This window comes from Acinetobacter sp. (assembly GCF_041919735.1).
In the GTDB taxonomy this organism is placed as follows: Bacteria; Pseudomonadota; Gammaproteobacteria; order Pseudomonadales; family Moraxellaceae; genus Acinetobacter.
The window spans coordinates 1-26805 of sequence record NZ_JAYRTF010000002.1; the positions used below are offsets into that span (position 1 = coordinate 1).

At 44.8% G+C, this 26805-nt stretch carries 26 protein-coding genes; 13 read left to right on the top strand and 13 right to left on the bottom strand.

Features of this window, described 5'->3' with window-relative positions:
- Nucleotides 1–361 precede the first annotated feature (361 nt).
- The 4 genes from ACE3T3_RS01105 (at nucleotide 362) to ACE3T3_RS01120 (ending at nucleotide 4148) form a co-directional block, all read left to right on the top strand.
- A complete protein-coding gene (locus ACE3T3_RS01105) occupies nucleotides 362–892 on the top strand; it encodes a YaeQ family protein (protein WP_374663245.1) in 531 nt (176 codons plus the stop codon).
- Nucleotides 893–1064: 172 nt separating this feature from the next.
- The gene (locus ACE3T3_RS01110) at nucleotides 1065–1697 is read left to right on the top strand and encodes an MgtC/SapB family protein (protein ID WP_374663247.1); all 633 of its coding nucleotides are present in this window, start codon (nucleotides 1065–1067) and stop codon (nucleotides 1695–1697) included.
- A 129-nt stretch (nucleotides 1698–1826) separates the two neighbouring features.
- Complete coding sequence (locus tag ACE3T3_RS01115; RefSeq protein ID WP_374663249.1) at nucleotides 1827–2165, top strand: FKBP-type peptidyl-prolyl cis-trans isomerase; 339 nt, start codon at nucleotides 1827–1829, stop codon at nucleotides 2163–2165.
- A 123-nt stretch (nucleotides 2166–2288) separates the two neighbouring features.
- Nucleotides 2289–4148, top strand: a complete 1860-nt coding sequence (locus tag ACE3T3_RS01120) for a diguanylate cyclase (protein ID WP_374663251.1) — start codon at nucleotides 2289–2291, stop codon at nucleotides 4146–4148.
- Between the two features lie 83 nt (nucleotides 4149–4231).
- Here the strand turns inward: ACE3T3_RS01120 and ACE3T3_RS01125 are convergent, their stop codons facing one another.
- Nucleotides 4232–4681: a GNAT family N-acetyltransferase gene (locus ACE3T3_RS01125; protein WP_374663253.1), complete on the bottom strand. Its 450-nt coding sequence runs from the start codon at nucleotides 4679–4681 to the stop codon at nucleotides 4232–4234.
- Nucleotides 4682–5152: 471 nt separating this feature from the next.
- On the opposite strand from ACE3T3_RS01125, the gene ACE3T3_RS01130 reads away from it, so the two are divergent.
- Nucleotides 5153–5632, top strand: a complete 480-nt coding sequence (locus ACE3T3_RS01130; RefSeq protein WP_374663255.1) for a hypothetical protein — start codon at nucleotides 5153–5155, stop codon at nucleotides 5630–5632.
- A gap of 4 nt (nucleotides 5633–5636) precedes the next feature.
- Here the strand turns inward: ACE3T3_RS01130 and ACE3T3_RS01135 are convergent, their stop codons facing one another.
- From ACE3T3_RS01135 to ACE3T3_RS01150, 4 genes are all read right to left on the bottom strand, one after another.
- On the bottom strand, nucleotides 5637–6203 hold the full coding sequence (locus ACE3T3_RS01135; protein WP_374663257.1) for a TetR/AcrR family transcriptional regulator: 567 nt from the start codon (nucleotides 6201–6203) through the stop codon (nucleotides 5637–5639).
- Nucleotides 6190–7083: an alpha/beta fold hydrolase gene (locus tag ACE3T3_RS01140; RefSeq protein WP_374663259.1), complete on the bottom strand. Its 894-nt coding sequence runs from the start codon at nucleotides 7081–7083 to the stop codon at nucleotides 6190–6192. The genes ACE3T3_RS01135 and ACE3T3_RS01140 overlap by 14 nt, the downstream gene beginning before the upstream one ends.
- A gap of 81 nt (nucleotides 7084–7164) precedes the next feature.
- Complete coding sequence (locus ACE3T3_RS01145) at nucleotides 7165–7965, bottom strand: crotonase/enoyl-CoA hydratase family protein (protein WP_374663261.1); 801 nt, start codon at nucleotides 7963–7965, stop codon at nucleotides 7165–7167.
- A gap of 552 nt (nucleotides 7966–8517) precedes the next feature.
- Entirely contained in the window at nucleotides 8518–9123 is a 606-nt protein-coding gene (locus tag ACE3T3_RS01150) for a hypothetical protein (RefSeq protein ID WP_374663263.1), read from the bottom strand.
- A gap of 337 nt (nucleotides 9124–9460) precedes the next feature.
- On the opposite strand from ACE3T3_RS01150, the gene ACE3T3_RS01155 reads away from it, so the two are divergent.
- Nucleotides 9461–10462: a hypothetical protein gene (locus ACE3T3_RS01155; RefSeq protein WP_374663265.1), complete on the top strand. Its 1002-nt coding sequence runs from the start codon at nucleotides 9461–9463 to the stop codon at nucleotides 10460–10462.
- A gap of 44 nt (nucleotides 10463–10506) precedes the next feature.
- On the opposite strand, the gene gatB is transcribed toward ACE3T3_RS01155, so the two are convergent.
- Genes gatB through gatC form a run of 3 tightly spaced genes read right to left on the bottom strand, consistent with a single transcriptional unit; the run spans nucleotide 10507 to nucleotide 13827 of the window.
- Complete coding sequence (gene gatB, locus ACE3T3_RS01160; protein ID WP_374663267.1) at nucleotides 10507–11982, bottom strand: Asp-tRNA(Asn)/Glu-tRNA(Gln) amidotransferase subunit GatB; 1476 nt, start codon at nucleotides 11980–11982, stop codon at nucleotides 10507–10509.
- Nucleotides 11982–13460, bottom strand: coding sequence for an Asp-tRNA(Asn)/Glu-tRNA(Gln) amidotransferase subunit GatA (gene gatA / locus ACE3T3_RS01165; protein ID WP_374663269.1), 1479 nt, complete (start codon nucleotides 13458–13460; stop codon nucleotides 11982–11984). Before gatA ends, gatB begins: the two co-directional genes overlap by 1 nt.
- 52 nt (nucleotides 13461–13512) lie before the next feature.
- A complete protein-coding gene (gene gatC, locus ACE3T3_RS01170; RefSeq protein WP_374663271.1) occupies nucleotides 13513–13827 on the bottom strand; it encodes an Asp-tRNA(Asn)/Glu-tRNA(Gln) amidotransferase subunit GatC in 315 nt (104 codons plus the stop codon).
- Nucleotides 13828–13959: 132 nt separating this feature from the next.
- Between gatC and ACE3T3_RS01175 the strand changes: the two genes are divergently transcribed.
- From ACE3T3_RS01175 to ACE3T3_RS01200, 6 genes are all read left to right on the top strand, one after another.
- Complete coding sequence (locus ACE3T3_RS01175; RefSeq protein WP_005011659.1) at nucleotides 13960–15006, top strand: rod shape-determining protein; 1047 nt, start codon at nucleotides 13960–13962, stop codon at nucleotides 15004–15006.
- 16 nt (nucleotides 15007–15022) lie between these two features.
- A complete protein-coding gene (mreC, locus tag ACE3T3_RS01180) occupies nucleotides 15023–15880 on the top strand; it encodes a rod shape-determining protein MreC (protein ID WP_374663273.1) in 858 nt (285 codons plus the stop codon).
- A complete protein-coding gene (mreD, locus tag ACE3T3_RS01185) occupies nucleotides 15867–16358 on the top strand; it encodes a rod shape-determining protein MreD (protein WP_374663275.1) in 492 nt (163 codons plus the stop codon). Before mreC ends, mreD begins: the two co-directional genes overlap by 14 nt.
- Nucleotides 16346–16906, top strand: coding sequence for a Maf-like protein (locus ACE3T3_RS01190; RefSeq protein ID WP_374663277.1), 561 nt, complete (start codon nucleotides 16346–16348; stop codon nucleotides 16904–16906). The genes mreD and ACE3T3_RS01190 overlap by 13 nt, the downstream gene beginning before the upstream one ends.
- 111 nt (nucleotides 16907–17017) lie before the next feature.
- Entirely contained in the window at nucleotides 17018–18472 is a 1455-nt protein-coding gene (rng, locus tag ACE3T3_RS01195; protein ID WP_374663279.1) for a ribonuclease G, read from the top strand.
- A gap of 126 nt (nucleotides 18473–18598) precedes the next feature.
- Complete coding sequence (locus ACE3T3_RS01200) at nucleotides 18599–18772, top strand: PA1571 family protein (protein WP_374663281.1); 174 nt, start codon at nucleotides 18599–18601, stop codon at nucleotides 18770–18772.
- Between the two features lie 113 nt (nucleotides 18773–18885).
- On the opposite strand, the gene ACE3T3_RS01205 is transcribed toward ACE3T3_RS01200, so the two are convergent.
- Complete coding sequence (locus ACE3T3_RS01205) at nucleotides 18886–20265, bottom strand: wax ester/triacylglycerol synthase family O-acyltransferase (protein WP_374663283.1); 1380 nt, start codon at nucleotides 20263–20265, stop codon at nucleotides 18886–18888.
- Nucleotides 20266–20431: 166 nt separating this feature from the next.
- A complete protein-coding gene (locus ACE3T3_RS01210; protein ID WP_374663285.1) occupies nucleotides 20432–21166 on the bottom strand; it encodes a phosphoadenylyl-sulfate reductase in 735 nt (244 codons plus the stop codon).
- Between the two features lie 197 nt (nucleotides 21167–21363).
- On the opposite strand from ACE3T3_RS01210, the gene thrH reads away from it, so the two are divergent.
- On the top strand, nucleotides 21364–21981 hold the full coding sequence (thrH, locus tag ACE3T3_RS01215) for a bifunctional phosphoserine phosphatase/homoserine phosphotransferase ThrH (protein WP_374663287.1): 618 nt from the start codon (nucleotides 21364–21366) through the stop codon (nucleotides 21979–21981).
- Between the two features lie 84 nt (nucleotides 21982–22065).
- On the opposite strand, the gene ACE3T3_RS01220 is transcribed toward thrH, so the two are convergent.
- From ACE3T3_RS01220 to ACE3T3_RS01230, 3 genes are all read right to left on the bottom strand, one after another.
- Nucleotides 22066–23475, bottom strand: a complete 1410-nt coding sequence (locus ACE3T3_RS01220; protein WP_374663289.1) for an OmpP1/FadL family transporter — start codon at nucleotides 23473–23475, stop codon at nucleotides 22066–22068.
- A 366-nt stretch (nucleotides 23476–23841) separates the two neighbouring features.
- Complete coding sequence (locus tag ACE3T3_RS01225) at nucleotides 23842–24993, bottom strand: OmpP1/FadL family transporter (RefSeq protein ID WP_374663628.1); 1152 nt, start codon at nucleotides 24991–24993, stop codon at nucleotides 23842–23844.
- A gap of 303 nt (nucleotides 24994–25296) precedes the next feature.
- Nucleotides 25297–26490 (bottom strand): OmpP1/FadL family transporter, encoded by a 1194-nt coding sequence (locus ACE3T3_RS01230; protein ID WP_374663291.1) that lies wholly within the window; start codon nucleotides 26488–26490, stop codon nucleotides 25297–25299.
- Nucleotides 26491–26805 lie beyond the last annotated feature (315 nt).

A 26805-nucleotide genomic window follows, 5' to 3' on the forward strand; every position in this document is an offset into this window, starting at 1 on the left:
AGAAAGCTGTTGTTGAACAAAGAAACTTAAATCCTGTGCTTGACTCTTGTGGTTAAAAACAGGACATTTTAAATGGTTTATCGCATAGACATTTTAATTGGTGAATAACACCCTATGTAAGCCCCAAATAGAAGTGTCCAAGTGGGATGGGAATCACTGTTCATTCATTTGTGGGATTAATTATCCATTAAAATAACAATATGCATTGATACTTAGAGTTTTTTGTCTTGGATTCAGGCTGCTGTCCACATATTGTGATCGCGATTAATGATTTGTTTTTCCACTGATGTAAAAACTTCGTCAAAGTGCGTCAAGGCGGTTTAAATCGGGTATGCTAAGCGCCAAATTTGAGGACTTGATCATGGCGCTGAAAGCTACAATTTATAAAGCAGATTTGAACATAGCCAATATGGACGTGCATCAGTATGGTGACTTCCAATTGACCATGGCGCTGCACCCATCGGAAACGATTGAACGCTTGATGGTGCGCATTTTGGCTTATGCCCGCTATGCGGATGAGGCGCTGGAATTTACCAAAGATTTATTTGAAACCGATGAGCCTGCGCTGTGGGAAAAAGACCTGACTGGCCAGCTGGTGAAATGGATTGAAGTGGGCAGCCCAGATGAAGACAAAGTGAAAAAAGCCTGCGCGCGCTGCAGCCAAGTGGCGATTGTGACCTATGGCACAGCTGTGGATGAATGGTATAAGCGCAACAGCAAGCTGAAAACTTTAAAAAATCTGGAAATCTGGAAATTGTCTTTGGCAACGACTGAGGCGGTTCAGGCGCTTTGCGAGCGCACCATGCAGCTGCAATTGAATGTCATGGACGGCGAATGGACGCTGATTGGCGATAACGCTCAAGCTGTGATTGAGTGGGAACAGCTGCAGTAATATCGCTATGCGCTTGCAGAACATCTGCATCCGTTTTGATTGCCGCGCACGCTGCCTGAAAAGCGGAACATCAAGCGTTATTTTCATTGATAAAAGATGCAGGCAAGGCTTGCATCTTAGCCCTAAAGCTGCGTATATCTGAAACAGGAAAGAAGAACAAAGGCGCAGCGGCATGCAGGCAGATTATTCTGATTTAATTCAATTGCTGATTGCTTTAGGCATTGGCGCAATTATCGGCGCCGAGCGGGAATACCGCAGCAAATCAGCGGGCTTGCGCACCATGATCATGGTCAGCCTCAGCTCCTGCTTATTTACCATTTTATCGCTGAAAATTGGCGTAGAAAATCCTGACCGTTTGGCAGCCAATATTTTAACGGGGCTAGGCTTTTTGGGCGCCGGGGTGATTTTTAAAGAAGAAAACCGCATTTCAGGCATTACCACCGCGACAACCATTTGGATGACTGCGGCCCTCGGCATGGCTGTTGGCGCAGGCTATGTGCTGCTGAGCCTATTTGCCGCATTTATTGTCATGATTGTGCTGGTGATGCTGATTTATGTGCAGGAGCGCATAGAGCAGGTGCATCAGGCGCGCACTTACCGCATTGTCTGCATGTATCAGCAGGAAACGCTGGATAAATATGAAGAGCTGTTCAAGGATTTTGATATGCAGGTGATCCGCAATACCCAGCATAAAACTGAACAGAAAATTACTGGGCGCTGGGTGCTGATCGGAACGGCGGAAAATCACCGCAAACTGACGGAGTATCTCTTGGATGACTCGGATATTATGGAGCTGAGCTTCTAAGCTGAACCCTGATTATGCGGGCAGGCCTTGTGGTGGACCGGCTTTTCACCAAATACGCAAGAAAGGCGTCAAAAATGCCGTCAGCTGTTTATAATGCAGCATTGCGAATGCTTTATTTTAGGTACAGACATGTCTAACGAATTAGAAATTATCGATTTGAAAATCGGTGAAGGTAAAGAAGCGGTGAAAGGCGCGCTGATTACGACGCACTATACCGGCTGGCTGGAAGACGGCACTAAATTTGACTCTTCAATTGACCGCGGCAATTATTTTGAAACAGTGATCGGCACTGGCCGTGTGATTAAAGGCTGGGATCAAGGCATTATGGGCATGAAAGTCGGCGGCAAGCGCAAACTGATCGTTCCGGCGCACTTGGCTTACGGCTCCCGCAAAATGGGCAATATCATCCCTGCAAACTCAAATTTGATTTTTGAAATTGAGTTATTTGACGTAAAAACACGCGATTGATTTTTACTCTGCTGCAGATGTGAAACGGCAAGGATGCTGTTGATCAAAAATAAAAAATAATATTTGGAAATCATTGCTTTTCATCTTACATTGACAAAATACAGAGTTAGGGAACCGTGAGTTTTGCGCTATTTGCATGATGCTGTCCGTGTCGTTCAGGGATTATTACTGCTGTGCTGTATTGCTGTGTTCGGGCCTGCATCTGTGTACGCTCAATATGAGCCGGCGCCGGCCTCTTTTTATGAAAAGTACAGCGATAACATCAATATTGTGCACTTTGGCGAATCCGACAGCACCCAGCTCAAAGGGCAGTGGCAGTTTTATCCCAAACACTTTTTAACGGAACCCAGCAGCAAACTGGCCTCACAAACAGTTGTTCTGCCGTCATCATTTAAAGAGCTGACCGGCAGCAATGAAACCTATGGCACATTTGTCGGTTATTTCAAATTGCCGAAAGAGTTTGTCGGCCGCCGTATCGGCCTGAAAATTCCGAATCAGTATGGCGCATACAGGGTGTATTTGAATGGCGATTTTCTTGTCCGCCTGGGAGAAGTGGGGGACAGCGAGGCCAGCCAAATTACAGAAAATGCGCCAAGAATTGCTTATTTTGTGGCTGAAAAAGAATATTTCACCTTAACGATTCAAGCCTCTAACTTTTCATCCCAGCATGGCGGTTTGGAAAACCCTATGCGCATAGGCTTGGCGAAAACCATCAACCGGCAGTATCAGCAGCTGATGATGAGCATCGGCATGGTCTGCGGCGCGGTCTTAGGCATCGGCTTATTCACTATTTTATTTGCCGTATTCCGCGGCGCAGAACAGCGCAACCGTAAAAGCATTTTTGTGTTCGGCATTTTCATCATCTTTTTGGCGCTGCATAACTTTTTCTCAGCACCCTTTGCCTATAGCGCGGTGATGGATATCAATTGGCTTTGGGGCACACGCTTAGAATATTTATTCACTTATTTCACCCTGATCTTTTTCATCAGCTATATTCACTTGCTGAATCCACGTTATTTGCATCGAATCAATTTTCAAATCGCGATGCTGCTGCTGGCGCTGAATATCGGCGTGACGCTGTCCTCACGTCCAGAAATGTTTGAACGGCTGGCGCTGTTTTCATCCGCATACAGCCTGATGGTGCTGGCTAACTTTGCTTACGGCTTTTATCAGACGCTGAAGCTCAAAGAACCGTATTCGGTGCTCAATCTATGCGCCGTGATTTTCCTGTGCGTGACTTTTCTAAATGATTTCATGATGATGATGAATTGGGTCGATTCGGTCTATTTATCCTTTATGTCCACCAGCCTATATGCGCTGCTGATTATGTTTCAGCAGTCACGGAATTATGCTTATCAGACCTATCATACTGAATTGCTGAATAATAATTTAATGGAGCTGAACCGGCTGCTGGATCAGAAAGTGAAATCGCGGACCGAGCAGCTGCATGAGCTGAATGCCAAACTGGAGCATCAGGTCAAAGTCGATGCACTGACGGGCGCCTATAATCGGCGCGCTCTGAATGATGAAATTCAGGAGCGTTTTGCTGAAACCAAACGCCAGCGCCTAGGCACTTTGGCCTTTGCTATGCTCGATGTTGATTATTTTAAAAATTACAATGATTACTACGGGCATTTAAAAGGCGATGAGATTTTAAAGCAGCTGGTGCAGGTAATCTCTCAGAATCTACCCGCAAACGCATTTCTTGCGCGTTATGGCGGCGAAGAATTTGCCATTGTCATGCAGAATGTGCCGCTGCAAGTCTCGGTGGATGTTATGGATAAAGTGCTGCAGGCTATTCGGCAGGCGCAATTTGAGCATTGCCGGCGCGGTGACGGCAAAAACTTTGTGACGGTCAGCATGGGGATGGCGTGCATGGACAGTGCGCAGACGTTTGAGGATATTCACGCGTTAATGCGCGCAGCGGATGAAAAATTATATGAGGCGAAACAGTCTGGGCGGGATCAGCTTAAAGCCGCGTAGCGGACGACTGTGGCTCAAGCAGGTTTTGCAGCGCATCATTTTCTATGCAGATCTATACTCTGCAAATGGGGAAGCCTATGCGCTTATGCTAGGTATTTAATCAGGCTTGTGGATGGAATGCCATTCAGATTTGTCATGGCCGGGCTTTGAAAACCGCATTTTTTATAAAAAGGCAAAGCGGTTTGCGTGCTGTCCAAGCTGACTTGCGGAATTTTCTTTTCGCGCAGGCAGTCAATCATATTCATCAATAATGCTGTACCGATGCCTTGCAGCTGCATTTCAGGGCGAATGTAATTCAGCAGAATCTCACCTTGATCATTGACCATAATGAAGCCGGCAATTTGATCGTTTTCAATATAGACCCAGCTGTCATTATACAGAATCCAAAGCAGGAGATTGGATTGACTGGTTTTTTCCAGCCAGATTTGAATCTCGCTTTCATTGCGCTGATGATCCTGAATGCAGGAACGGACACTTTCATGAATAACCCGGATAATTTCGGGAATATCTTCAATCCTTGATTCTCGTATCATAATTTTTCTTGTTGAATTGAAAAAGTCGCTACATTTCAGAAGATATATTCATGCGGTAAAAGTGGAATAATGTAGTTTTATGATGCTTTTTCGCAGTTTTTGCAGAGAAATAAGAGAGTTTTATTGCAGATCTGTTGAGCTATTTTTACCGGACCTTTCAAAATGTGATGTCTATCGCACAATAAAAGTGATTGAACATTCATCTTTACTGAGTTCAGGCTCAAAAAGCTTTTTGAGAAAGCGTTGCCGAATAAAGAAAACGCATTGATGAAAGGCAAGCCGGCAAAGCCTGCGCAAGAACGAAATTGCGCTGCGTTTTTCCGTTTATTTCCCATGTGCCCGGCCGATTGATTTTGAACTTCGGCTTTAAAAACAACTGTTATTTTGGTGTTAAAATTGTATGAAAAATATTCGGTTTTGCCATGTTATACTTTTGTTAAATTGATAATTAAATCTTGTTAGGATTCGGTTATGGTCAAACTGTTATTGATGCTGTGCATCTTGATTGTGATTGCTGTGGCTTGGATGATTGGCATTAAAATATATAAAACGCGGCGCATGCTCAAGCAGTGGCGGAAGTATCAGGCGCCTGCGCGCGGCGCCAGTGTGACAGACGTGCAAGACGCTGCACGTGAAGAAGAAACTGCGGCAGTAGTTGACGCTTATGAACAGCAGCTGTTTGATGATATTGCAGTCTTGTTTATGCAGGAAGGGCAGCTGCATGCGCTTGCCGATGCTGAACAGGTGCAGGCGGATGTTTTCCGCAAGATGCCGGTCAGCTCCAAAACTCAAATCCGTAAAATGGATTTGGAGGAATGGTCCATCTACTGGACTTTTTACGATCAGTCGCTGGAATATTATGTCGGAAAATATGGCGTGTTTTATGCGCATGTTGACCGTTTTGGCGAAGAGCATAAACAGGATATCCGTGCGCAAGGCTGTTTTAGCTAAGCGCTTATTTTGCGCTTCGAAGCTGCTGCAGGATCCGCTGCTGCAGCAAATCTAAATAGCCTGCCGCTGGGCGGATGCGCGTCATTAAAATTGCCCCCTCATAATCGGCAACGGCCAGCTTGGCCCAGATCTGCGCTTGAGCCTGATCCGCCGCTTGGCTGAAAAATACTAAAAAAGCCTGTTCCCAATCCTGAAAAATAGAGATCAGCTTGTCCTGAATCGGCTGCGGCAAATTCGGCTGCTCTGCGCTGAGAATTCCAGCCAAGCAGCCGATGCCGCCAAAGCTGAAAAACTTTTCGGCACTGGCATGAATCTGTTCGAACGCCGTATCCAGCGGCAGCTGCGGCTTGCGGAGCTGCTGGAACATGCCATGCTTCAGCTGCTGATGCGTCGCATCCAGAATTTCATACAGCAGGGCATCTTTGCTGCTGAAATCGTAATAAAAGGCCGCTTTGCTCAGTCCGCAGGCCTGCGCCAGCAAGCTGATGCTGGCGCCTGTATAGCCATGCTGCTTAAAGCAGCAGGCCGCTTCCAGCAGCAGCTGTTCACGGCTGAGCTTACGCGGACGCATGCTGCGCCTGCAGTGATTTGAATTGCTGCAGCGCCTGATCCCAGATTTTCTCTGCGCCTTTGCGGAAATAGCCCATATGGCCAATGGCCTGCATGCCATAATCTGAAGCGCGCATATCAATAAACTGCATAGGCGCATTGCTGTAATGCTGCATGAAGGCTTGGCGAGAAGCTGGCAGCGCCCAGTCATCATCCAGAGCAGCGACGGCATAAATCGGTGTTTTGACCTGCGCATAGAGGTTTTTCAGCGCGTGCTGTTCGGGATCGGCAAAAAAGTACGTTGGATTTTTGCACCATCTGCGCCATTGACGGTAAACATCTATCGGCAGGTCTGCCCCCATATTCAATTTGCTCCAAGGCAAATAGCCGGTTACCGCGACCATGGGCGGAAAGACAATATTCCAAATGACTTGAACTTTAAATTTTTCTTTTGGCGGCATATAGCCGTGCCAGCCGGCACCGGTGCCGTAGCAGTGCATCGCCCGAACCAAATGATGGTTGCGGGTCAGCCCTAGCGCTTGCCCGCCGTAAGAATGCCCAATCATATAAATCGGCAGGCCGTCTTGCGCCAAGACATCAATGGCGCTGCTGAGATCTTGCCGTCCCCAGTCCAGATAAGACATGCGGAAGCCTTTGAGGCTGCGTGGAGCAGATGCTCCAATGCCGCGGTAATCAAAGGTCAGCACCTGAAAGCCTTGCTGGGCCGCATATTCAGCAAAACGCCGGTAAAATCCTTGCGGAACGCCCGTCGCGCTGGATACGACCAAGCTGGCTTGGGGCTGCGGCGGGGCATAGAGCAGGCCTGAAAGCGGATAGCCATCAGCAGTGCTGAACGCAATTTTTAGGCTTTCGATGCTGGGCTGTTTCTTTGAATGGGTCATGGCGGATTTTCCCTGATGCCTTTGAAATATTTTAGGAGCAAGCGGAGTGGGCTGTGATGCTATGCATTTTTAAGCACGGTATCATTCACCTTTAAATTGCGGCGGACGGCGCTGCAGCATCGCCATGACGCCCTCCTGTACATCTTGAGTGTGCAGCAGCGGATGCAGATGCTGAGGCAATCGTTCAAATGCCGTCTCGGGGCCATGCAAAATAGCATCCTGCGCCGAAGCCAAAGTGGCTTTGACCGCCAGAGGCGCCGCGCGGCAAATCTGTTCCGCCAGTTCTATCGCGCGCGCAATTGGCGGCGCCGCAGTGATTTCATTGATCAGGTTTAAGTCCAAAGCTGTCTGCGCATCAAAACTGTCGCCTGTCAGCAGGTAGCGCATGGCTTTGGCCCAGCCAGCAGCCTGTACAAAGCGGACGGTTGCTCCGCCAAAAGGCAAAATGCCGCGCTGCACTTCCATCTGCGCAAACTGGCAGTTGTCTTGTGCAATCACCAAGTCTGCATTCAGCATCAGCTCAATGCCCGCGGTATAGCAGTAGCCTTGCACCGCGGCAATCACGGGTTTGCTGCGCTGGCGTGAGGTGGTGCCCCAAGGGTTGATTTGATGTTCATTGAAATCGAAAACGCCCGTGACCAGCTTTGGCTGCAATTCAACAAGATCCAGCCCAGCGGTAAAGTGCTCGCCATGCGCGAAGATGACGGCGCAACGTAAATCTGGATGATCTTCATATTCGGTCAGCGCCAATGACAAATCCTCAATCATATGGCTGTCAAAGGCATTGCGCTTCTCGGCGCGGTCGAGTCCGATCAGCATTAGGCTGCCGCGGATTTCGCGGCTGACTTTTCCGTGCTGATGTGTTCCTTGCAGTTTGTCCATAGCAGGCTCCGGCGCTGTGTATTGATAGGCGGTAACTTATTATTTGTACACTTTGCGATTGGTGTAAATTTTGATGGTGTTGATTATTTGTGCAGATTTAATTTTTAAACGATCGTTAGAATACTGTCAATACTCAAAAAATGACGCATGCATTCAAATGCTGTGATTATCCGCAATTGAAAAATTTGAATTCAGCTTTCACGGTTTTTTTAGATTTTCATTTAAAGCAAAAGCTTTATCTGCTACTTAGGGGGTTAATGGTGCTATGGGGAAGCGTGGTTATTGGCGGCTAGAATTTGGCACAGATCAAGCAGCGTATAGAGAAAAGGGCAATGTATATTAAAATAATTACATGATAAAAGTCTCCCTTTTTTGAAAGGGAGATTTAGAGGTTTTTTGAAATTCACCTCTCCCTTGCGAAGCAGTGCTTCTCATCTCCTAGAAGGAGAGGGAATGCCCAATATTAAATCTATGGTGTGATTTAATTAGCAATGAAAGCTCCTTCTCCCTATGGGATGAGCAACACTGTTGCGCAAGGGGGTGAGGGCGGAATCACAATAGATCTGGATAAAACTTTTCAAACTCTTTATTTACCGCTTCACCGCGCAGTAAGTAGCCTTTCGGTTGAATATAACTATAAATTTCCCGTGCAGGTTGTTCATGCCAACTAATATTAAAAGCACAGAGTTTTGGGAAAAACTGTAGATGGCTATAGTTCAGATTGTTATGAATCCAATAGGCAAGTTGTTGCCAATTGCTTTGCTCTTTTTCATAAAGTTCTAAGAATGATGGAATGACGATACATGCCGTTGCACCATAGCCTTTTGCATCGGGGTAGTCCCAAATATGACTGGCAAAGTTTTTCTCGTTGCTGGCGCAGTTATGTCCTTTTTCATTGCCGAGTTGGTTCACGCTTGGTGAGCGATAGGCTGAACGAATCGCGATGCGTCCAAACTTTTCTTGTAGAGGTTCGAGCAGTTCTGTGCAAAGCTGTGTACCTGTTCGGATGGCAATATCAGGATGGTCAGGGAAGTTGGGTACACCGTACCAATTGGCAATTTCGCTATAGAGGAAATCGCGCATAAAGAGGGATTTTGAAAGTTGAATACGTCCTAGGTCTTCGAGTTTGGCGATAGAGGATACTTTTTTGATGGTCATGTTGTTTTTGATGTGAAGTGTGTGAATCGATTGTATGTTTAAAATTTTGAAAATTAAATGTTTTACCTCTCCCCTTGCGCAGCAGTGCTGCTCATCTCCTAAAAGGAGAGGGAATGTCTAATATTAAATTTATGGCGTGATTTAATTAGTAATGATTTCTCCCTCTCCCGTTGGGAGAGGGTTGGGGTGAGGGTACTAGTCACGCATAAAGTAGGACTGTGAAAGTTGACTGTATATCGACTGTGGTCAGAGAATTTAAGGTGATTTCTCTAAAAAAACTTGCAAAAATAATCATTTAAATTATATTTGTTTGAATTTTATTCAGTTGGGGGTGATAGTGTCATTATTACCAGAAAGAACAAATGATCATCAAACAATAAGAACTCCTTCTGGGGAGATAATTTCATTAAGGACGTATAAGGAAATTCATGATCAAATAGTTAAATCTAATCAAAAAATTAATAAACAATTTTTTGATAATTTGTTGCTTGATATAAATAGTATTAAGAATATTTATTTAAAATTAGTCCAGTTGTCAAATCAAGAGAACTATCATAATGTTGTTAATGATACAAAGGTAACAATAGTTCGAGTTGGCGATGAATCACAGAGCTTTTTAAGTTTTGAAGCATTTGAAGAAAATGCTATTTCTCAAGATAATGGTACAACTCAAATTATTATTGAGTATTCATTTTGTTTGAGAAACTCTATGAGTGGTGAGACTCGTAGATATGAGATTAATTTGACCTTAAACTCTAAATTAGGCTTGGCTCTTGAACTTTCAAAATCAAATAAAGTACCTAAAAATTTCCACAATAATATTTTAAAAATGATACCAACAGTAGATTTTACTATGAAATATAGTGATTATTTGACTACGGTTGCATTTATAAAATCACTGGAAGAATGGGTAAACACTTGTGATAATTCTGATAGCCTGATGGATAAATTAATAATTAGAGCTCAAAATGTTTCACATTACTTTGCACTATTTTCTAAAATTGTAATGATTATTATCATTCTTACTTGGTTTAATTTAGCATTATTACCGACGTTGAAAATTGAAAATCTATTAGTATTAACAAATTACTTAGTAAATTTTTCCGGTTATTTAGTGATTATGTTTTTATTAACGCATTTGTTTGGGAAAAAGTTAGAGACATCAGTGGATTCTTATCGCTCAATTAGCTATATCGATTTTAATGCTGTTGATAAGAAAATAATAAAAATTGCTCAACCTGAGAGGGTTAGAAAAATAGGAGGGCATTTATTTATGCTTGGTTTTAATATATTAGCAAGTATTATTGCTTCAATTATATTTGTTAAATATATGCAATAAAAAACCCGCTCTAAAGCGGGTTTCTTCTTCCAAAATTAATTAGGTCAACCAATCAATTTCTTCATTAATTCATTCACTTGAGCAGGGTTAGCTTTACCCTTAGACGCTTTCATCACTTGACCAACCAGACCGTTAAAGGCTTTGTCTTTACCAGACTTATACTCTTCAACCATCTTCTCGTTGGCAGCAAGCACTTCCTTAATAATCGCTTCAATTGCGCCTGTATCAGTTTCCTGTTTCAAGCCTTTCTCAGCAATAATTTCGTCCGCAGTTTTGCCTTCTTCCCACATAAAGCCGAACACTTGTTTCGCGATCTTACCGCTGATGGTGTTGTCCACAATACGTGCGATCATGCCGCCAAGTTTCTCAGCAGATACAGGAGAATCGTGCAGCTCCAAGCTTGCTTTGTTCAAAGCACCAGAGAATTCACCCATTACCCAGTTTGCAGACACTTTACCTTGCGCAGCGCCGCCAGCAGCTTTCACCACATCTTCATAAAATTCTGACATTTCACGGGTCAGCGTAAGCACGTGAGCATCGTACTCAGTCACACCAAAGTCCGCGACAAAACGCGCACGGCGTGCAGCAGGTAACTCAGGCAAAGCAGCACGTGCTGCTTCAATTTGTGCATCGGCAATGATGACTGGTAGTAAGTCTGGGTCTGGGAAGTAGCGGTAATCGTTCGCTTCTTCTTTCGAACGCATTGAACGCGTTTCCATCTTCACTGGGTCGAACAAACGTGTTTCTTGGTCAATGGTGCCGTCCCATTCCAAGATTTCCATTTGACGTTCAATTTCAACATTGATCGCTTGTTCAATGAAACGGAATGAGTTGAGGTTTTTCAACTCGCAGCGCGTACCAAATTCATTGCCCGGACGGCGTAAAGACACGTTACAGTCTGCACGGAATGAACCTTCTGCCATGTTACCGTCAGAAATACCTAACCAGCGCACCAAAGTGTGAATCGACTTGATATACGCCAAAGCTTCTTCAACCGAACGCATATCCGGTTCAGAAACGATTTCAAGCAGCGGCGTACCGGCACGGTTCAAGTCGATGCCAGATTGACCTTCAAATTGGTCATGGATCGATTTACCAGCATCTTCTTCAAGGTGAGCACGGGTTACGCCAATGCGTTTTACGGTGCCATCTTCAAGCTGAATGTCGATGTGACCCAAGCCGACAATCGGGTTGTCCATTTGGCTGATTTGGTAGCCTTTAGGTGAGTCTGGGTAGAAATAGTTTTTACGTGCAAACACAGAAGCTTGGTCGATGTACGCATCAATCCCCAAACCGAAGCGGATCGCAAGATCAACCACTTCTTTGTTCAATACAGGCAGTACGCCCGGCATCGCCAAATCGACAAGGCTGGCTTGTGTATTTGGGTCTTGACCGAAAGTGGTTGAAGAACCAGAGAAAATTTTAGTATTGGTGGCAAGCTGAGTATGAATCTCGATACCAATCACCACTTCCCAACCATCAATCAGGTTAGATTTTGGTTTCGCAGCGTTCTTCGCCATTATGCATTCTCCTCAGCAATTGCAGCGCGTTTTGTATGCCAATCGGTTGCTTGTTGGTACTGATGCACCACAGACAGCAATTGAGATTCTGACCAGTAGTTGCCAATCAGCTGTAAGCCGACCGGTAAATTGTCTTTGTCAAAACCAACAGGCGCGTTAATCGCAGGCAGGCCTGCCAAGTTGACTGCCAGAGTGTAAATGTCACCCAAATACATTTCAGTCGGGCTGAGGTTCGCGCCAATTTTATAGGCGGTCGTCGGTGCAGATGGCGCAGCAATCACGTCAACTGATTCAAATGCTTTGAGGAAGTCTTGCTGGATGAGACGACGAACTTTTTGCGCTTTTACATAATACGCATCGTAGTAACCTGCAGAAAGCGCATAAGTGCCAATCAAGATGCGGCGCTGCACTTCAGGGCCAAAACCTTCAGAACGTGAACGCTTGTACAGGTCCATCAAGTCCACAGGGTTTTCTGCGCGGTAGCCGTAACGAACGCCGTCAAAACGCGATAAGTTAGACGATGCTTCCGCAGGGGCAATCAGGTAATAGGTCGGAACATAAGCATCAGTCATGTTGAGGTCAATCTCAACCAAGGTCGCGCCCATGTCTTCCAGTTTTTTCAATGATTCTTCAACGCGCGCTTTTACGTCTGCGTCTAAGCCGGCAACATTGAAGTATTGTTTAGGAATACCGATGCGTAAGCCTTTCACCGATGTGCCGTTCAGGTTTGCAACGTAGTTATCGACGTCTTTTTCAACCGAAGTCGAATCTTTCGCGTCATGGCCTGCCATCACGTTCATCAGATATGCGCAGTCTTCAGCCGAACGCGCCATTGGGCCGCCTTGGTCCATAGACGATGCATAGGCGATCATGCCGAAACGCGATACACGGCCGTAGGTTGGCTTCAGGCCAGTCAAACCGCAGAATGAAGCTGGCTGACGGATTGAGCCGCCGGTATCGGTACCTGTCGCAAACGGCGCCAAGTCTGCTGCAACAACTGCAGCCGAACCGCCAGATGAACCGCCAGGCACGTGTTCTAAGTGCCATGGGTTTTTGGTTGCGCCATAGAATGGGTTTTCTGAGGTAGAGCCCATGGCGAATTCATCCATGTTGACTTTACCTAAGGTCACCAAACCGGCAGCTTTGCCTTTCGCTACAACGGTGGCGTCGTAAGGAGAGATAAAGTTGTCCAGCATTTTAGAACCGGCAGTGGTTTTAATGCCGTGGGTGCAGAAAATATCTTTATGCGCAATCGGCACGCCTGTCAGTACGGTGGCGCCGCCAGCATGGCGCAGCGCATCTGCGGCATCCGCTTCAGCCAAAGCCTGTTCTGCCGTCACAGTAATGTAGGAATGCACTTTGGCATCGATTTTTTCAATGCGCTTTAAATAGTGTTCAGTCAGTTCGCGTGATGAAAATTTAGCGCCAGCCAAACCTTCGGTCAGTTCGCGAACGGATAAGCGATGTAAATCTGTCATGAGAAATAATTCTTTACGTTTAATTTAAGAAAATAGATGAACTGAGCAGTAATTACTCAATTACGCGCGGAACAAGATACAAGCCGTCTTGCGTTGCAGGAGCAACAGCTTGATATTCCTCACGATGATTTTCTTCAGTCACTACATCTTCACGTAATGGCTGCGGGTTGTCGAATGGGCTTTTCAGCGGTTCAACACCGTCAGTATTGATGCCTTTTAAAGTGTCCATCATGCCTAAAATTTTATTTAAACTTTGAGCATATTCAGCAGATTGAGCCTCATCCAGCGACAATCTTGCCAAATGGGCAATTGCTGAAACTGTTTTTGCATTGAGATCTGCAGAATGCTGTGCATCCGATGTAGACATAACATTACCTAATCAGTATTAAAAAATTTCAAATTATCGTGCGTTATGATAAGCGATTGACTTGTCCAAATCATCACATTTAGTTAAAGTTGCCACCTTGCGTCCACATAAAGTTTAATCGAGAACGTCTCCGTGATTCTAAAAAGACTAATTGGCTTGTTTTCGCCCGATCTAGCCATTGATTTAGGTACAGCAAATACACTTATTTATGCGCCAGGACGAGGCATTATATTAAATGAACCGACGGTGGTGGCAATCCGTCACAGCGGTTCGCAAAAAATTGTATCGGCTGTAGGCCTGGATGCAAAGCAAATGCTCGGCCGTACGCCTGCAAATATCTCAGCAATCCGTCCAATGAAAGATGGCGTGATTGCGGATTTTGAAGTGACTGAAACCATGCTGAACCAATTTATCGGCAAAGTGCATGAAAAACGCCTGTTCCCGCCAGCGCCGCGTGTCGTGGTGTGCGTGCCGTGCAAATCAACTTTGGTTGAGCGCCGCGCGATCCGTGAAGCGGTATACAATGCCGGCGCGCGTGATGTGCGTTTAATTGAAGAGCCGATGGCGGCTGCAATTGGCGCAGGCATGCCGGTAGAGCAGGCATGCGGTTCGATGGTGGTTGATGTGGGCGGCGGCACAACAGAAATTGCCATTATTTCATTGCAAGGCTGTGTTTATGCAGATTCATTGCGCATTGGCGGCGATGTATTTGATGAACAGATCATCAATTATGTGCGTAAAGCGCATGGCTGCGTGATCGGTGAAACTACCGCTGAAACCATTAAAAAAGAAGTCGGCATGGCGCTTCCTGAAGAAGGCGCGAAAGCGCTGGAAATTGAAGTCCGCGGCCGCAACTTGGCAGAAGGCGTGCCTCGCGCGATTACCGTCACATCGGATGAAATCACTCAAGCGATTTCAGATCCATTGCAAAGCATTGTATCTGCAGTGAAATCCGCATTGGAACAAACTCCGCCTGAATTGTCATCTGATATCGCGGAACGCGGCATTGTGCTGACTGGCGGCGGCGCATTGCTGCGCAACCTGGACAAACTGTTAGCGAAAGAAACTGGCTTGCCGGTTGTCGTGGCTGAAGATCCGCTGACTTGCGTAACACGAGGCGGCGGCAAAGTGCTCGATTTCTTTGACAATCCAAATCACGATATGCTGTTTGTAGGCTAAGAAAAGGACTGGGCGGGTGCAAACTCAACTGTTTTCAAGACAGCCGCCATCTTTTCGCTCATTGATCATTGCGGTCATTGCATGTCTGGTGGTGCTTTTCTTTGATTGGCGCATGCCGCATGTCATTCAGCCCGCAAGAGATGTTTTGTATGCGGCGTATAATCCCATTTATGCCGCGGCAAGCTATCCAGTGTTATCGAGAGAATGGCTGAATCAACAAACCAAGTCTGAAGCTCAACTGCGCCGTGAAAATACCGCGATGCAGGCTGAGCTTTTACAGGCTCAAGTCCGTTTGCAAAAACTCTCCGAACTTTCTGCAGAAAATACCCGTCTGCGCGGCCTATTGGATACGCCGCTGATTATTGACGGCCGTATGGAAATTGCAGAAGTGATCGGGACGGATGCCGACCCGCTGCGCCACATTATTGTGATTAACCGCGGCGCCAGCAGCCAGCTGAGAGTCGGGCAAACTGTGCTGGATGATAAAGGCATTATGGGGCAGATTGTGGATGTCTATCCGCACAGCAGCCGCATCATGCTGCTGTCGGACAAAGAGCATTCCCTGTCTGTGCGTTTAGAACGTACAGGCATGCGCGCGATTGTGACAGGCACAGGTGATTTAGGACGCTTGAAAATGGAATATGTTCCAACCAGCGCCAATATCCAAGTGGGGGAAAAAGTGTATAGCTCTGGTCTTGGGGCGCATTTCCCAGCTGGCTACTTAGTCGGAACCGTGTCCAAAGTGCAGCGCCATAATTCGGGTGAATTTGCGAAAATTGATGTCATTCCAGCTGCGCAATTGGCCGGCGGGCATCATGTCGTGGTGCTGTTTTCTGATTCTTTAGCGATGGAGCAGCCGAATGCCGATCGCTAAGCTGAACCGTCCGGAAAACCGCGATCCTTTGTTTCCGATTATTTTTTCGGTAGTGATCGCCTCGGTCTTAATTGTCTATCCGCTATCCTATGATATTTCGGGCTGGCGCCCGCTGTTCATGCTGATGGTGATGCTGTTCTGGGTGCTTTGCCAGCCGACATGGTGCGGGGTCTGGTTTGCTTTCGGCACCGGATTGTTTGTCGATTTGCTGGTGGACGCGCCGCTGGGCATGAATGCGCTGAGTTTTGTGCTGATCGCTTTTACCGCCCGCTTTTTGACGCGTGAACGCCGTATCCTGACCTTCAGCAATCTGTGGATTATTGCCTCTATCGCTGTGCTGGCGCATCTGTTTTTTGTCTGGATTGCGCAAGTGATGAGCGGCGTGCATTTTTCATTTGCCCGCCATTGGCAGCCGTTGCTCAGCAGCATTCTGCTTTGGCCTGTGCTTTATTATCTGTTGAAAAAATGGCGCATTTAATTCTCGCTTCCAGTTCGCCCCGGCGCAAAGAGCTGCTCAGCCAATTGGGCCTAAGCTTTGATATCTACAGTCCAGATATTGATGAGTCTGTGCTGAAAGGCGAGCAGGCGGCTGTTTATGTCGAGCGCTTAGCGAGAGTGAAAGCCAAAGCCGTGCAGGAACGTTTTCCTGATGCCGTGATTGTGGCTGCCGATACCAGTTTAGGGGTGGACGGCAAAATTTTAGGCAAGCCTGAATCCAAACAGCATGCTTTTGAGATGTGGGCGCAAATCTCTGGCCGCAAACATGATGTTTTTTCAGGTGTTTGCGTGCGTACAAAAGAACAAATATGCAGTATAGTAGTACGTACTGAAGTTGAATTTCAGATACTGAGCCTGAGTGATATGGAAGATTACTGGGCGACAGGTGAACCCTTAGGCAAGGCGGGAGCCTATGCCATTCAGGGGATTGCAGCGCGCTATATTCCGCGCATTGATGGCAGCTATTCCAATGTGGTGGGGCTGCCTTTGCATGAAACCGCGCAATTGCTGCAGCGGATTCTCAAATAAGCGCCTTTAAAATCGCCTGTTCAAAAAACTTTAAAGTGAATGATTGCAGACAGTTAAGGCACTAAATTAACTGCTGAACAAAAGAATTTTTATAATGTTTTGAGTTTTATTATGTCTGACGAGTTGTTGATTAACGTCACACCGATGGAGTGCCGTGTCGCGTTAATCGAAAATGGTACGGTCAATGAATTATTTGTTGAGCGCACGGTGAAACGCGGTTTAGTAGGCAATATTTATAAAGGGAAGGTGGTGCGCGTACTGCCGGGCATGCAGGCCGCTTTTGTGGATATCGGCCTGTCACGTACGGCCTTTCTGCATATCAATGATATGGTCTGGCCGCGCAATCAGTCTACGCCTAATGTATTTGAGCTGCTGCAGCCGGGGCAAATCCTGACGGTTCAAGTCATGAAGGATATGCTGGGCACCAAAGGCGCGCGTTTAAGCACCGATCTTTCCATTCCTTCGCGCTATTTGGTTTTGATGCCTTTTGGCAGCCATACCGGCGTTTCCCAGCGCATCGAATCTGAAGAGGAGCGTGACCGCCTGCGCAGCATGATTGAGCGGATTCAGGCAGAGCATCAGCTGCCGGGTTCGGTGATTGTGCGTACTGCGGCGGAAGGAATCGCCGAAGCGGAAATTGCGCAGGATATGGCTTACTTGGCCAAACTGTGGGAATTCATTCAGCGCAAGCAAAAAAATACTGCGGTGCCTTCACTGATTTTTGAAGAGTTGCCTTTGCCGCAGCGCGTGATTCGTGATTTAGCCAATGAGGACACTTCTAAAATTCAGGTGGATTCACGTGAGATACATGCGAAATTGATTGAATTTGTTGAAGAATTTGTGCCCAGCATGCGCGACCGCCTGATTCATTATCCGGGTGAGCGTCCCATCTTTGACCTGTACAATGTTGAAGAAGACATTCAGAAAGCGCTGCAAACCCGAGTTGCGCTGAAATCTGGCGGCTATCTGATGATTGATCAGACGGAAGCTATGACCACCATTGATGTCAATACCGGCTCATACGTGGGCGGCCGTACGCTGGAAGACACTGTATTTAAAACCAATATGGAAGCGACGCAAGTGATTGCGCGCCAGCTGCGCCTGCGCAATCTGGGCGGCATTATCATCATTGACTTCATTGATATGCAGGAAGTGCACCATCGCGAACAGGTGATGAGCCAGTTTGATAAAATGCTGGAGCGCGATCACGCCAAAACCAAGATTACCCAAGTGTCCGAACTGGGCTTGGTGGAAATGACCCGCAAGCGCACCCGTGAATCTCTAGAGCATTTGCTGTGCGAATCTTGCCCGACCTGTCAGGGCCGCGGTTATGTCAAAACAGCAGAGACAGTGTGTTACGAAATCTTTCGGGAAATATTGCGTTATGCGCGCGCTTTTGAAAATCAGAGTGGCTTTACTGTCGTTGCGCATCCATCAGTCATTGACCGCTTATTGACTGCTGAAGCGCCTGCAGTGGCTGATTTAGAGCATTTCATCAGCTGCGTGATTAAGTTCCAGGTGGAAAATCTGTATACGCAAGAGCAATACGATATCATCTTGAGTTGAAATTGTAACAGAATATCGTTAAACACTTGTTACAACTGAAATTTTACTTTTAACCTGTATTTTTTATACTTAACACATCGAATAGCCAAAACCTTTTTTCGTAGGTTTAGCAAAATGAGGTGTGATATGGGTGTCAGTAAAGCAGTGATGAGTACAGGTTTAAAGCATATGCTGGATGCTAAGACAATGCATTCCGCTTATATCGTTGATGAACGCGGCAATGAGGTGCAAATTACTGCATCAATGATCCGTTCTGCGTGCCACCAATTATTAAAACAATGCCGAAATATTAAAAACTAAGGGCTTTTAAAAAGCCCTTAAGTTTGTCAGATCGATTATTTGATTATTTTTTGAATTATTTATTTCTCTTGATGTGCCGATAAGATTGGCAATTTATTCCAGCGGGTTTGCGGTCAGCTCACCGCCTGCAGCTTTGGGTGATCTTTGTTCACTATCTCTTCAAAGCGCTGAATTTCCTCTTCCAAATGCGTCAGCAGATTCTGCATTTTTGGCAGTGCGTTGCGGCATGCCGTCAATCCGACTTCCAGTTTATCCAAATAGCTGGTCATGGTGATGTTCAAGGCTTGCCCATCCAGCACAATAGAAGCAGGGTAAAGCGCATCTAAACGCGCGCCATTCCAATACAGCGGTTCACGCGGTCCCGGAACATTGGAAATCACCAAGTTAAACGCCTGACGTTTCGGCATGAGCCCAGAAGCAATATTCAAACCGGCAGCGCCATAAACAAATGCGCTGTAATTGAGAATTTGATTGGCATTCATGCGCTTGAAGCGTTCTTTTGCATTCAATACGCTGCGGCGGACAATTTGGAGCCGCTCCAGCGGGTCTTCTTTATGCGTGCCCAAATTCGCCAGAATCATGGTAATGCGGTTCGATACATCGGAATCATCTGAGCGTACAGATGCAGGCACCATGGCGATCAGCGGTTTTTTCGGCAAGGCATTTTGGCTGATGAGATATTCACGCAAAGCGCCGGAACAGATCGCCAAAACAATATCATTAATGGTGACGCCCAGCTCTTTAGCGATAAACGCCAAACGGGAAAAATCAAAAGACTGCGCTGCAAAGCGGCGCGAAGAGCTGACCCGCTGATTTAAAATAGAACTCGGCGCTTGGAAGCTGGATACATAGTCTGGGTTGCGGCCCATATCTTTCATGACTGTTTGCGACAGTTCATACATGACACGCGGTGTAGATTCCAGCTGGCCTTTCACGCCATCAATTAAACCTTTAATTTTACTGGCTTTCGGTGTTTTTAAACGTTTTGAGCGCGGGCCTTCTACACACCAAGGCGGCACAATGCTTTTCGCATTTGGATCATCTGACAGTGATTTTTCAACCAGGCGCATGCCGGCAATGCCATCGACCATGGCATGGTGGATTTTGAAATACATGGCAAAGCGGTTGCCTTCAATGCCTTCAATAATGTGGCATGTCCACAGCGGTTTCGCCCGGTCAATCAGCGTGCTGTGCTCTTGTGAAATATAAGTCAGCAGTTCGCGGATACGGCCCGGGTGAGGCAGGGCAATATGTCGGAAATGGTGGTCTAAATCGAACTCTTCATCTTCATCCCAAAAAAAGCCGTTTAAACGGTTATTGAACGGCGGGATAGGAATGCATTTTGAATTACGGATATCGCTGACTAAATCTTGAATAAAACTGGAGGGTGCATTGTCTGGAATTGTAAATAAAAATAATCCTCCAACATGCATCGGCTGCTGGCGTTTTTCTAATGTGAGAAAGATAAAATCAATCGGGTGTAATGGACGCATAGCGTGGATTGCCTCACTGCAATATCTATGGGAGCTTTTGTGTGAGCCGCCTTGTTAGAATTATAAATGTCTTAGAAAGTATAGCGGTTTTCAAGCAGAATAAAACTGCTTTATATGTATCAATACGTTGAAAAAAACCACTGTTTTTGCAGTGGTTTGGGCTTGACTATTTTTTCAGGTTTCCGGCGTGCAGTCCGCATTCTTTATGGGTCGCATCTTCCCACCACCAGCGTCCTTCACGTTCGTGCTGATTCGGTAGAACCGGCCGTGTGCAAGGTTCGCATCCAATAGAAATGTAGCCGCGCTCATGCAGCGGATTATAGGGGATTTCCATGAGGCGGATATAGTTCCATACATCCGCGCTTGACCAGTTGGCCAAAGGATTGTATTTGATCAATTGCTTGCCAGGGCCGGAAAAGCCGGGATCTGCCTGCACCACGGGAATTTCAGTCCGGGTGCCAGGGCTTTGGTCTTTACGCTGACCGGTAATCCAGCCATCTAAGGTGGCTAATTTCTTGCGCAGCGGCTGAACCTTGCGGATGCCGCAGCATTCTTTATGCTCATCTTGATAAAAGCTGAAAAAGCCTTTTTCTGTGACCAGCTTTTGCACGGCTTCCGTGTCTGGGAAGCAGATTTCAATATCAATATTATAGTGTTTGCGTACAGCATCAATAAATTGATAGGTTTCGGCATGCAGACGCCCAGTGTCCAGGCTGAAAACACGAAACGGTTTGCCCAGATGTGATGCCATATCAATCAGAACCACATCTTCAGCGCCGGAAAATGAAATGGCAATTTCACCTTCTTGGCTTAAAGCAAGTTCAAGAATTTCATTTGGAGATTTATCTGCATATTCAGATGCAAGCGCATCAACCAGATCAATAGTAGGGATTGTCTTCATGTAAGTCCTGGCTATAGGCTTGGAACGTCAAAACCTATATTAATTTATTTCACGGCTATTTTAATAGAATTGGGAAATATGACTTATCACTAAAAAATAAATACTTATGAAAAAAATAGATTTAAAAAAGAACAAGGCAAACGGCGTTTCTTCAGCTATGATAGTGCAAATTTTTTTCACTGGCATTGGGAGAACCCATGGAAATCGTATGTCTTGATTTAGAAGGTGTTTTAGTTCCAGAAATCTGGATTAATTTCGCTAAAAAAACTGGAATTAAAGAGTTGGAAGCAACTACACGTGATATTCCAGACTACGATGTGCTGATGACTCAGCGTTTGAATATCTTGAAAGAACATGGCTTGGGTTTGAATGATATTCAAGCCGTGATTGCTGATATGGGGCCGTTTCCAGGCGCGAAAGAATTTGTGAAATGGGTGAGCACGCATTTCCAGCTGATTATTCTTTCTGACACATTCTATGAATTTGCCCATCCTTTGATGAAGCAGCTGGATTGGCCGACTATTTTCTGTCATAAACTGGAAACAGATGACAACGGCATGATCACAGACTATAAATTGCGTCAGCCTGACCAGAAGCGTCAAGCTGTGAAAGCACTGCACGGTTTGAATTTCCGCGTGATTGCAGCAGGTGATTCATATAATGATACAACCATGCTGGGCGAAGCAGATCATGGCTTCTTGTTTGATGCGCCTGAAAATGTGATTGCAGAATTTCCGCAGTTCCCGCCAATTCACGGCTATGATGCATTAAAAGAAGCGATCCGCAATGCTTCCGTACGCAATATTCCTGCTTAATCCTTAAAAAGTTTATTTCAGGAAAATAAGAGAAGGGCGCCAATGGCGCCCTTTCTTGTTTAATCCTAATTTTTGCAGCGCAAATTAGAAGCGGTAACCGATTTTCATGCTGTAGCCGATTGCATGGTTATCAGTAAAGTCAGCGGCATATATATCCGTGCCAAAATGACTGGCAACTTGTGCTTTAGCATCGCCTAACCAGAAATACTTCACACCGGCTTGGATAAATGATTGTGGTGTTGGCGAGTATTGACCGCCTAAGCCAAGGCTCCAATAGCCTTCAGTTGGGCCTAAAGTAGAAACAGGGTTGCCTGCACCAGAGTCCCAGCCAACCATGACTGTACCCGCCCATAGGTCATTAAACTTACGGCCTACACCGACGTTAGCTGAAATTTGATCTTTTTCATAAGCAACAAGATCAAAACCGCGAGGATCACCAATAGCATATTGTGTTAAGCCTGAAGCTAATTGGCCAAACTTATTAGGACGGATCTTAAATTCGGACCAATCTACCCAGCGCAGTTGAGCAAAAGCAACAGTATTTGCCATGATTCCTGTTTGGAAATCGAGATTGACAGATTGTGGTGTTGTTACATCTGTTTTTTCTTCTGTAAATTTATAATCTTTCTTCATCTGAGGAACTTTCGTTCCCATGAGGATACTGTATGGCATTGTTTCATCGACCATAACTTTATGATCAATTTCAGAACGGTATGTTACAGAGGCTTTCAGTGCAATTTCAGATATTTGGTAAGATAAGCCAGCTAACCAGCCAATGGATGAGTTCTCTGAAATATTAGCTTTATAACCTGTAAAGCGAGTAAGTGTGCTGGCACCTTGGACATTGGCGCCTTGTGAACATGATACTTGTCCCAAAGCCGGCAGACAGGTTACACCGCCGAAAGGGCCATATGCTGAACCATGAAGCGCTACATCACCTTTTACTGTTTGATAGACAGGACCTGCATAAATATTCCAGTTTTCTGTAGGCTGGAATCCAAAGATAAATGACAGTGTTTGAGTATTAACATCTACATTGGTTGCTTCATCACCAGCAGTAAACGCGCCAACTCGTGTAACGCCTAGATCACCAGACAGCTTATCATTAAGTACTGCATGGCGTTGGTCTGCTTTAGAATATTCAGCTTTTGCACCATAAGGCTGATCGTAGATCAAACCAAATGACAATTTATCAGTTGCTTGAATTTTTAATGCTGCATTATAGAATTGATAGCTGCTGGCCATATCGCCAACTTCGCTGTTTGCCAGTTCACCGACCTTAGATGCTTCTCCGCCTGTCGGTTTGTAATCTGCTTTTAATCTGCCAGATACATCCGCATCTAATGCTGAAATCCCTGCTTCAAAGTAGTTCCCTGGCTGTAAAAATGCTGAAATGGATTGGCCAGAGCGATCTAGCGCTGCTGCAAAAACGGCTGATGTAGGTAGGCTGGCAAGTACAATTGCGCTGGTTAGCGCCTTAACTTTAGAAATCATATTCCTTGACTCTTTAAATGTAAAAACACGCATCAATGTGTTAATAAAAATATCGGATATGTAATTTATTTTTTCTTACATCCTTGTGCGAAAATTATTACAAAATAAAAAAGAGTAAAGACTCTAATTTGAATTTTTGGTAAATTATGATATTGAAAACTGGATAAAATTTGTATTTACTTAATAAGTTTTGGTTTAACTATCTGAATATATTATTAAATTTTATTTGATTCAATTTGGTGCGTTTTTTGTTCATTTGTCTATTTTTTACCCTGTATTTTTTGTTATAAATAATATTAATGTGAAATAAACTTCTTCCATGTATAAAAAAAGCTCTATAAAAGAGCTTTTTTTATTTATTTTTTGTTAAAAACGATAACCGATTTTCATGCCATAGCCTAAAGCATGGTTATCCGTAAATGATGCTTTTACTTCACCTCCGGTCTGTGCTTCTGCATCACCCAACCAGAAGTATTTTACACCGGCTTGAATAAAATAATTTGCGGCAGGGCTGTATTGACCGCCTAGGCCAACACTCCAGTAGCCTTCTGTAGGGCCCAGTGTAGTCACGGGGTTGCCAGCGCCTGAATCCCAGCCGATTGCTGCTGTACCAGCCCATTGATCATTGAATTTATGAGAAAGGCCTGTGGTTACAGAATATTGATCATCTGAATAATTAATCAGGTCTTGACCTTTACTTGCAAGAAATTTAGGGCTAACAACAAATTGGTCCCAATGCACCCAGCGTAGGTTTGCAAAGGCTAAAGTGTTGGCTGCAAGCCCCGTTTGTAAATCAACATTCACCGATTGAGGTGTAATTGCATCTAAGTCTGAAGTTAATAATTGCAATGTACCAATTGGGGTTGTCATTGTTTCTGTAGCTTTGGCCTTGTGTTTAATTTCAGAACGATAGGTTACAGCAGCTTTTAAAGCAATTTTAGGAATTTGGTATGCAAAGCCAGCTGCCCAGCCATAGGCATCTTCTTGATCGACTTTAATATTGTAACCGCTTAAACCAGTGGGAGCTGGGCCTCCATATGCATTACCGCGCAAAGAGATATCCGCTTTGACTGTTTGCCATACTGGGCCAGCGTAGATATTCCAGTTTTCTGTTGGTTGGTAACCCACAAGCGCAGTTAAGTTATTTGTACGGACTTTAACTGTGGTCGCTTCACCATTTTGATTAAACACACCTGAATCAAGACCATATGTTGCATCAGCACCAAAGGGCTGATCATACAAAAGGCCTAAAGAAATTTTATCAGTTGCTTGTACTTTTACTGCAGCTGTAGGGAAATAGTAGTCATCACCCATATCTGAAAGTGAACCGCTGCCTAATTTAGCATTGGCTGTACCTTCTACTGTTGGATCAAGGACTGTGAAAGAGGCTTCTGCATAGTTGCCTGGCTGTAAAAATGCCGATACTGATTGGCCAGAACGGTCTAGACCTGCAGCGAAAACCGATGAAGCTGGGAGTAGGCTGAGTAAAATAGCCGAGCGAAGAGCGGTTTGTTTCATTAAAACATTCCCTGATTGTAGCTTTATGTAAAAACGAAGGAAAAGTAACATAAATCTAAAAAGAGTAAATGCTCAGCTATGCGTGCAAAATGAACTGAAGAGGTTGAATAATATGCTTGCTTAGAGTAATTGTACTAAGAATGCCTTTGTATGGTAATGATTTTTAAATGAATAATTAGAGTAAAAGTTTTATTTTTATTATGCGGCGCCGAAAATTTAATTGGCTGTTTTTAAAACGGTTGATCTATTGGGCACTAAAAAGAAGACCATAGCTAACTATGATCTTCTTGATATTCTTAAAAATTAGAAGCGGTAACCGATTTTCAGACCATAGCCCCAAGCATCGTTGTCTTCAAATTTACCTACATTATTGACAGCAGCTGTTTTAGCTGTGGCGTCACCTAGCCAGAAGTATTTTACACCGCCAGCAATAAAGTAATTTGCTGCTGGGCTAAACTGTACACCTAAACCAAGATTCCAATAGCCCTCAGTAGGGCCAAGTGTTGTAACCGGGTTACCTGCGCCAGTATCATAGCCTACAGAGACATTACCAGCCCATTTTTCAGTTAGCTTGCGTCCAACACCAACATTGGCCGAGATTTGATCATCGCTGTAATCGACTAAATTAGCGCCAACTAAACCTTTAGCATCTGCAACCTGTCCAAAATAATTTGGACGAATTGAGAAGTCTTTCCAGTTCACCCAGCGTACGTTTGCAAATGCAACTGTATCCGCCATAATGCCTGTTTGGAAATCAAGGTTTACAGACTGTGGAGTGGTAACAGCAGTTTTTCCTGGAGTAAACGTAGGATTTAACGTAGCAGGGTCAATAGCTCCATAACCAAGAGTTTCAGTTGCTTGAAGTTCGTGTTTAATTTCTGAACGATAAGTTAAAGAAGTTTTTAAAGCGATATCTGGAATTTGGAATGCTAAACCTGCAATCCAGCCTAACTCAGTATCTTTCTTCATTGAAGCATCATAAGAACCAAATGCTGTTGGGCCGCCATAAGCCGCGCCGCGTAATGATACATTCCCTTTAGCGGTTTGAACTACAGGTCCAGCATAAAAATTCCAATTTTCATTAGGTTGGAAACCAAATAAAAAAGTTAGATTTTCTGTTTTTACTTCAGCTGATGTGCCGCCAGTTGCATCAGTAAAGTTTATAGATGGCGTTGTGTATCCTGCTTCGGCACCGAAAGGCTCATCATAAAGTAAACCGAATGAAAAATTATCAGTTAGCTGCAACTTGAGAGCTGCTGATGGAAAATAGTAATCGCTAGCCATATCTCCTGTTGATTGTGAGGGATGGCCTGGAGCTAAAGGTGTACTTTGACCTGAAACATTTGGATCCAGAACTGAAATACCAGCTTCAAAATAATTCCCAGGTTGTAAGAATGCAGCGATTGATTGGCCTGATCGATCCATTCCGGCGGCAAATACGCCAGTCGCTGGCAGTGTTGCAAGTATTAAGGCTGTTGAGAGCTTTTTTAATTTCATTCTTTGTCTTTCCTTGGTGTGCAAATAGAACTTACTGCATTTTATTTTGAGTTAAGCGAATACTGGCTAATGCGTTCTCAACACGCTTATCTGTTACGCTATGTGACAAAAATATCACAAAAAAAATAAGAGTAAATGCTCTAGCTGGAAAAATAAGGTTAAAAAGCAGGCATATTAGAGCATTCATACTAAAAAATAAAAAAAATAAAATACAAGATATTGTTTTTAAATAAATAAAAGCGCTATTTAAAAAAATCTGGCGAGTCAAAAAAAATCACAAATATGTGATTTTTAAAATTTATTATTGTTAAGTTC

Bases quoted from the DNA above. Each gene is read 5' to 3' on its own strand.
- thrH (WP_374663287.1), top strand. From the start codon at position 21,364: ATGGAAATCGTATGTCTTGATTTAGAAGGTGTTTTAGTTCCAGAAATC.
- mreD (WP_374663275.1), top strand. From the start codon at position 15,867: ATGCCGATCGCTAAGCTGAACCGTCCGGAAAACCGCGATCCTTTGTTT.
- ACE3T3_RS01205 (WP_374663283.1), bottom strand. From the start codon at position 20,265: ATGCGTCCATTACACCCGATTGATTTTATCTTTCTCACATTAGAAAAA.
- ACE3T3_RS01145 (WP_374663261.1), bottom strand. From the start codon at position 7,965: ATGGACAAACTGCAAGGAACACATCAGCACGGAAAAGTCAGCCGCGAA.
- gatA (WP_374663269.1), bottom strand. From the start codon at position 13,460: ATGACAGATTTACATCGCTTATCCGTTCGCGAACTGACCGAAGGTTTG.
- ACE3T3_RS01190 (WP_374663277.1), top strand. From the start codon at position 16,346: ATGGCGCATTTAATTCTCGCTTCCAGTTCGCCCCGGCGCAAAGAGCTG.
- gatB (WP_374663267.1), bottom strand. From the start codon at position 11,982: ATGGCGAAGAACGCTGCGAAACCAAAATCTAACCTGATTGATGGTTGG.
- ACE3T3_RS01230 (WP_374663291.1), bottom strand. From the start codon at position 26,490: ATGAAATTAAAAAAGCTCTCAACAGCCTTAATACTTGCAACACTGCCA.
- ACE3T3_RS01210 (WP_374663285.1), bottom strand. From the start codon at position 21,166: ATGAAGACAATCCCTACTATTGATCTGGTTGATGCGCTTGCATCTGAA.
- ACE3T3_RS01130 (WP_374663255.1), top strand. From the start codon at position 5,153: ATGGTCAAACTGTTATTGATGCTGTGCATCTTGATTGTGATTGCTGTG.
- ACE3T3_RS01220 (WP_374663289.1), bottom strand. From the start codon at position 23,475: ATGATTTCTAAAGTTAAGGCGCTAACCAGCGCAATTGTACTTGCCAGC.
- ACE3T3_RS01140 (WP_374663259.1), bottom strand. From the start codon at position 7,083: ATGACCCATTCAAAGAAACAGCCCAGCATCGAAAGCCTAAAAATTGCG.
- ACE3T3_RS01110 (WP_374663247.1), top strand. From the start codon at position 1,065: ATGCAGGCAGATTATTCTGATTTAATTCAATTGCTGATTGCTTTAGGC.
- ACE3T3_RS01135 (WP_374663257.1), bottom strand. From the start codon at position 6,203: ATGCGTCCGCGTAAGCTCAGCCGTGAACAGCTGCTGCTGGAAGCGGCC.
- ACE3T3_RS01105 (WP_374663245.1), top strand. From the start codon at position 362: ATGGCGCTGAAAGCTACAATTTATAAAGCAGATTTGAACATAGCCAAT.
- gatC (WP_374663271.1), bottom strand. From the start codon at position 13,827: ATGTCTACATCGGATGCACAGCATTCTGCAGATCTCAATGCAAAAACA.
- ACE3T3_RS01150 (WP_374663263.1), bottom strand. From the start codon at position 9,123: ATGACCATCAAAAAAGTATCCTCTATCGCCAAACTCGAAGACCTAGGA.
- rng (WP_374663279.1), top strand. From the start codon at position 17,018: ATGTCTGACGAGTTGTTGATTAACGTCACACCGATGGAGTGCCGTGTC.
- ACE3T3_RS01125 (WP_374663253.1), bottom strand. From the start codon at position 4,681: ATGATACGAGAATCAAGGATTGAAGATATTCCCGAAATTATCCGGGTT.
- ACE3T3_RS01115 (WP_374663249.1), top strand. From the start codon at position 1,827: ATGTCTAACGAATTAGAAATTATCGATTTGAAAATCGGTGAAGGTAAA.
- ACE3T3_RS01225 (WP_374663628.1), bottom strand. From the start codon at position 24,993: ATGAAACAAACCGCTCTTCGCTCGGCTATTTTACTCAGCCTACTCCCA.
- ACE3T3_RS01200 (WP_374663281.1), top strand. From the start codon at position 18,599: ATGGGTGTCAGTAAAGCAGTGATGAGTACAGGTTTAAAGCATATGCTG.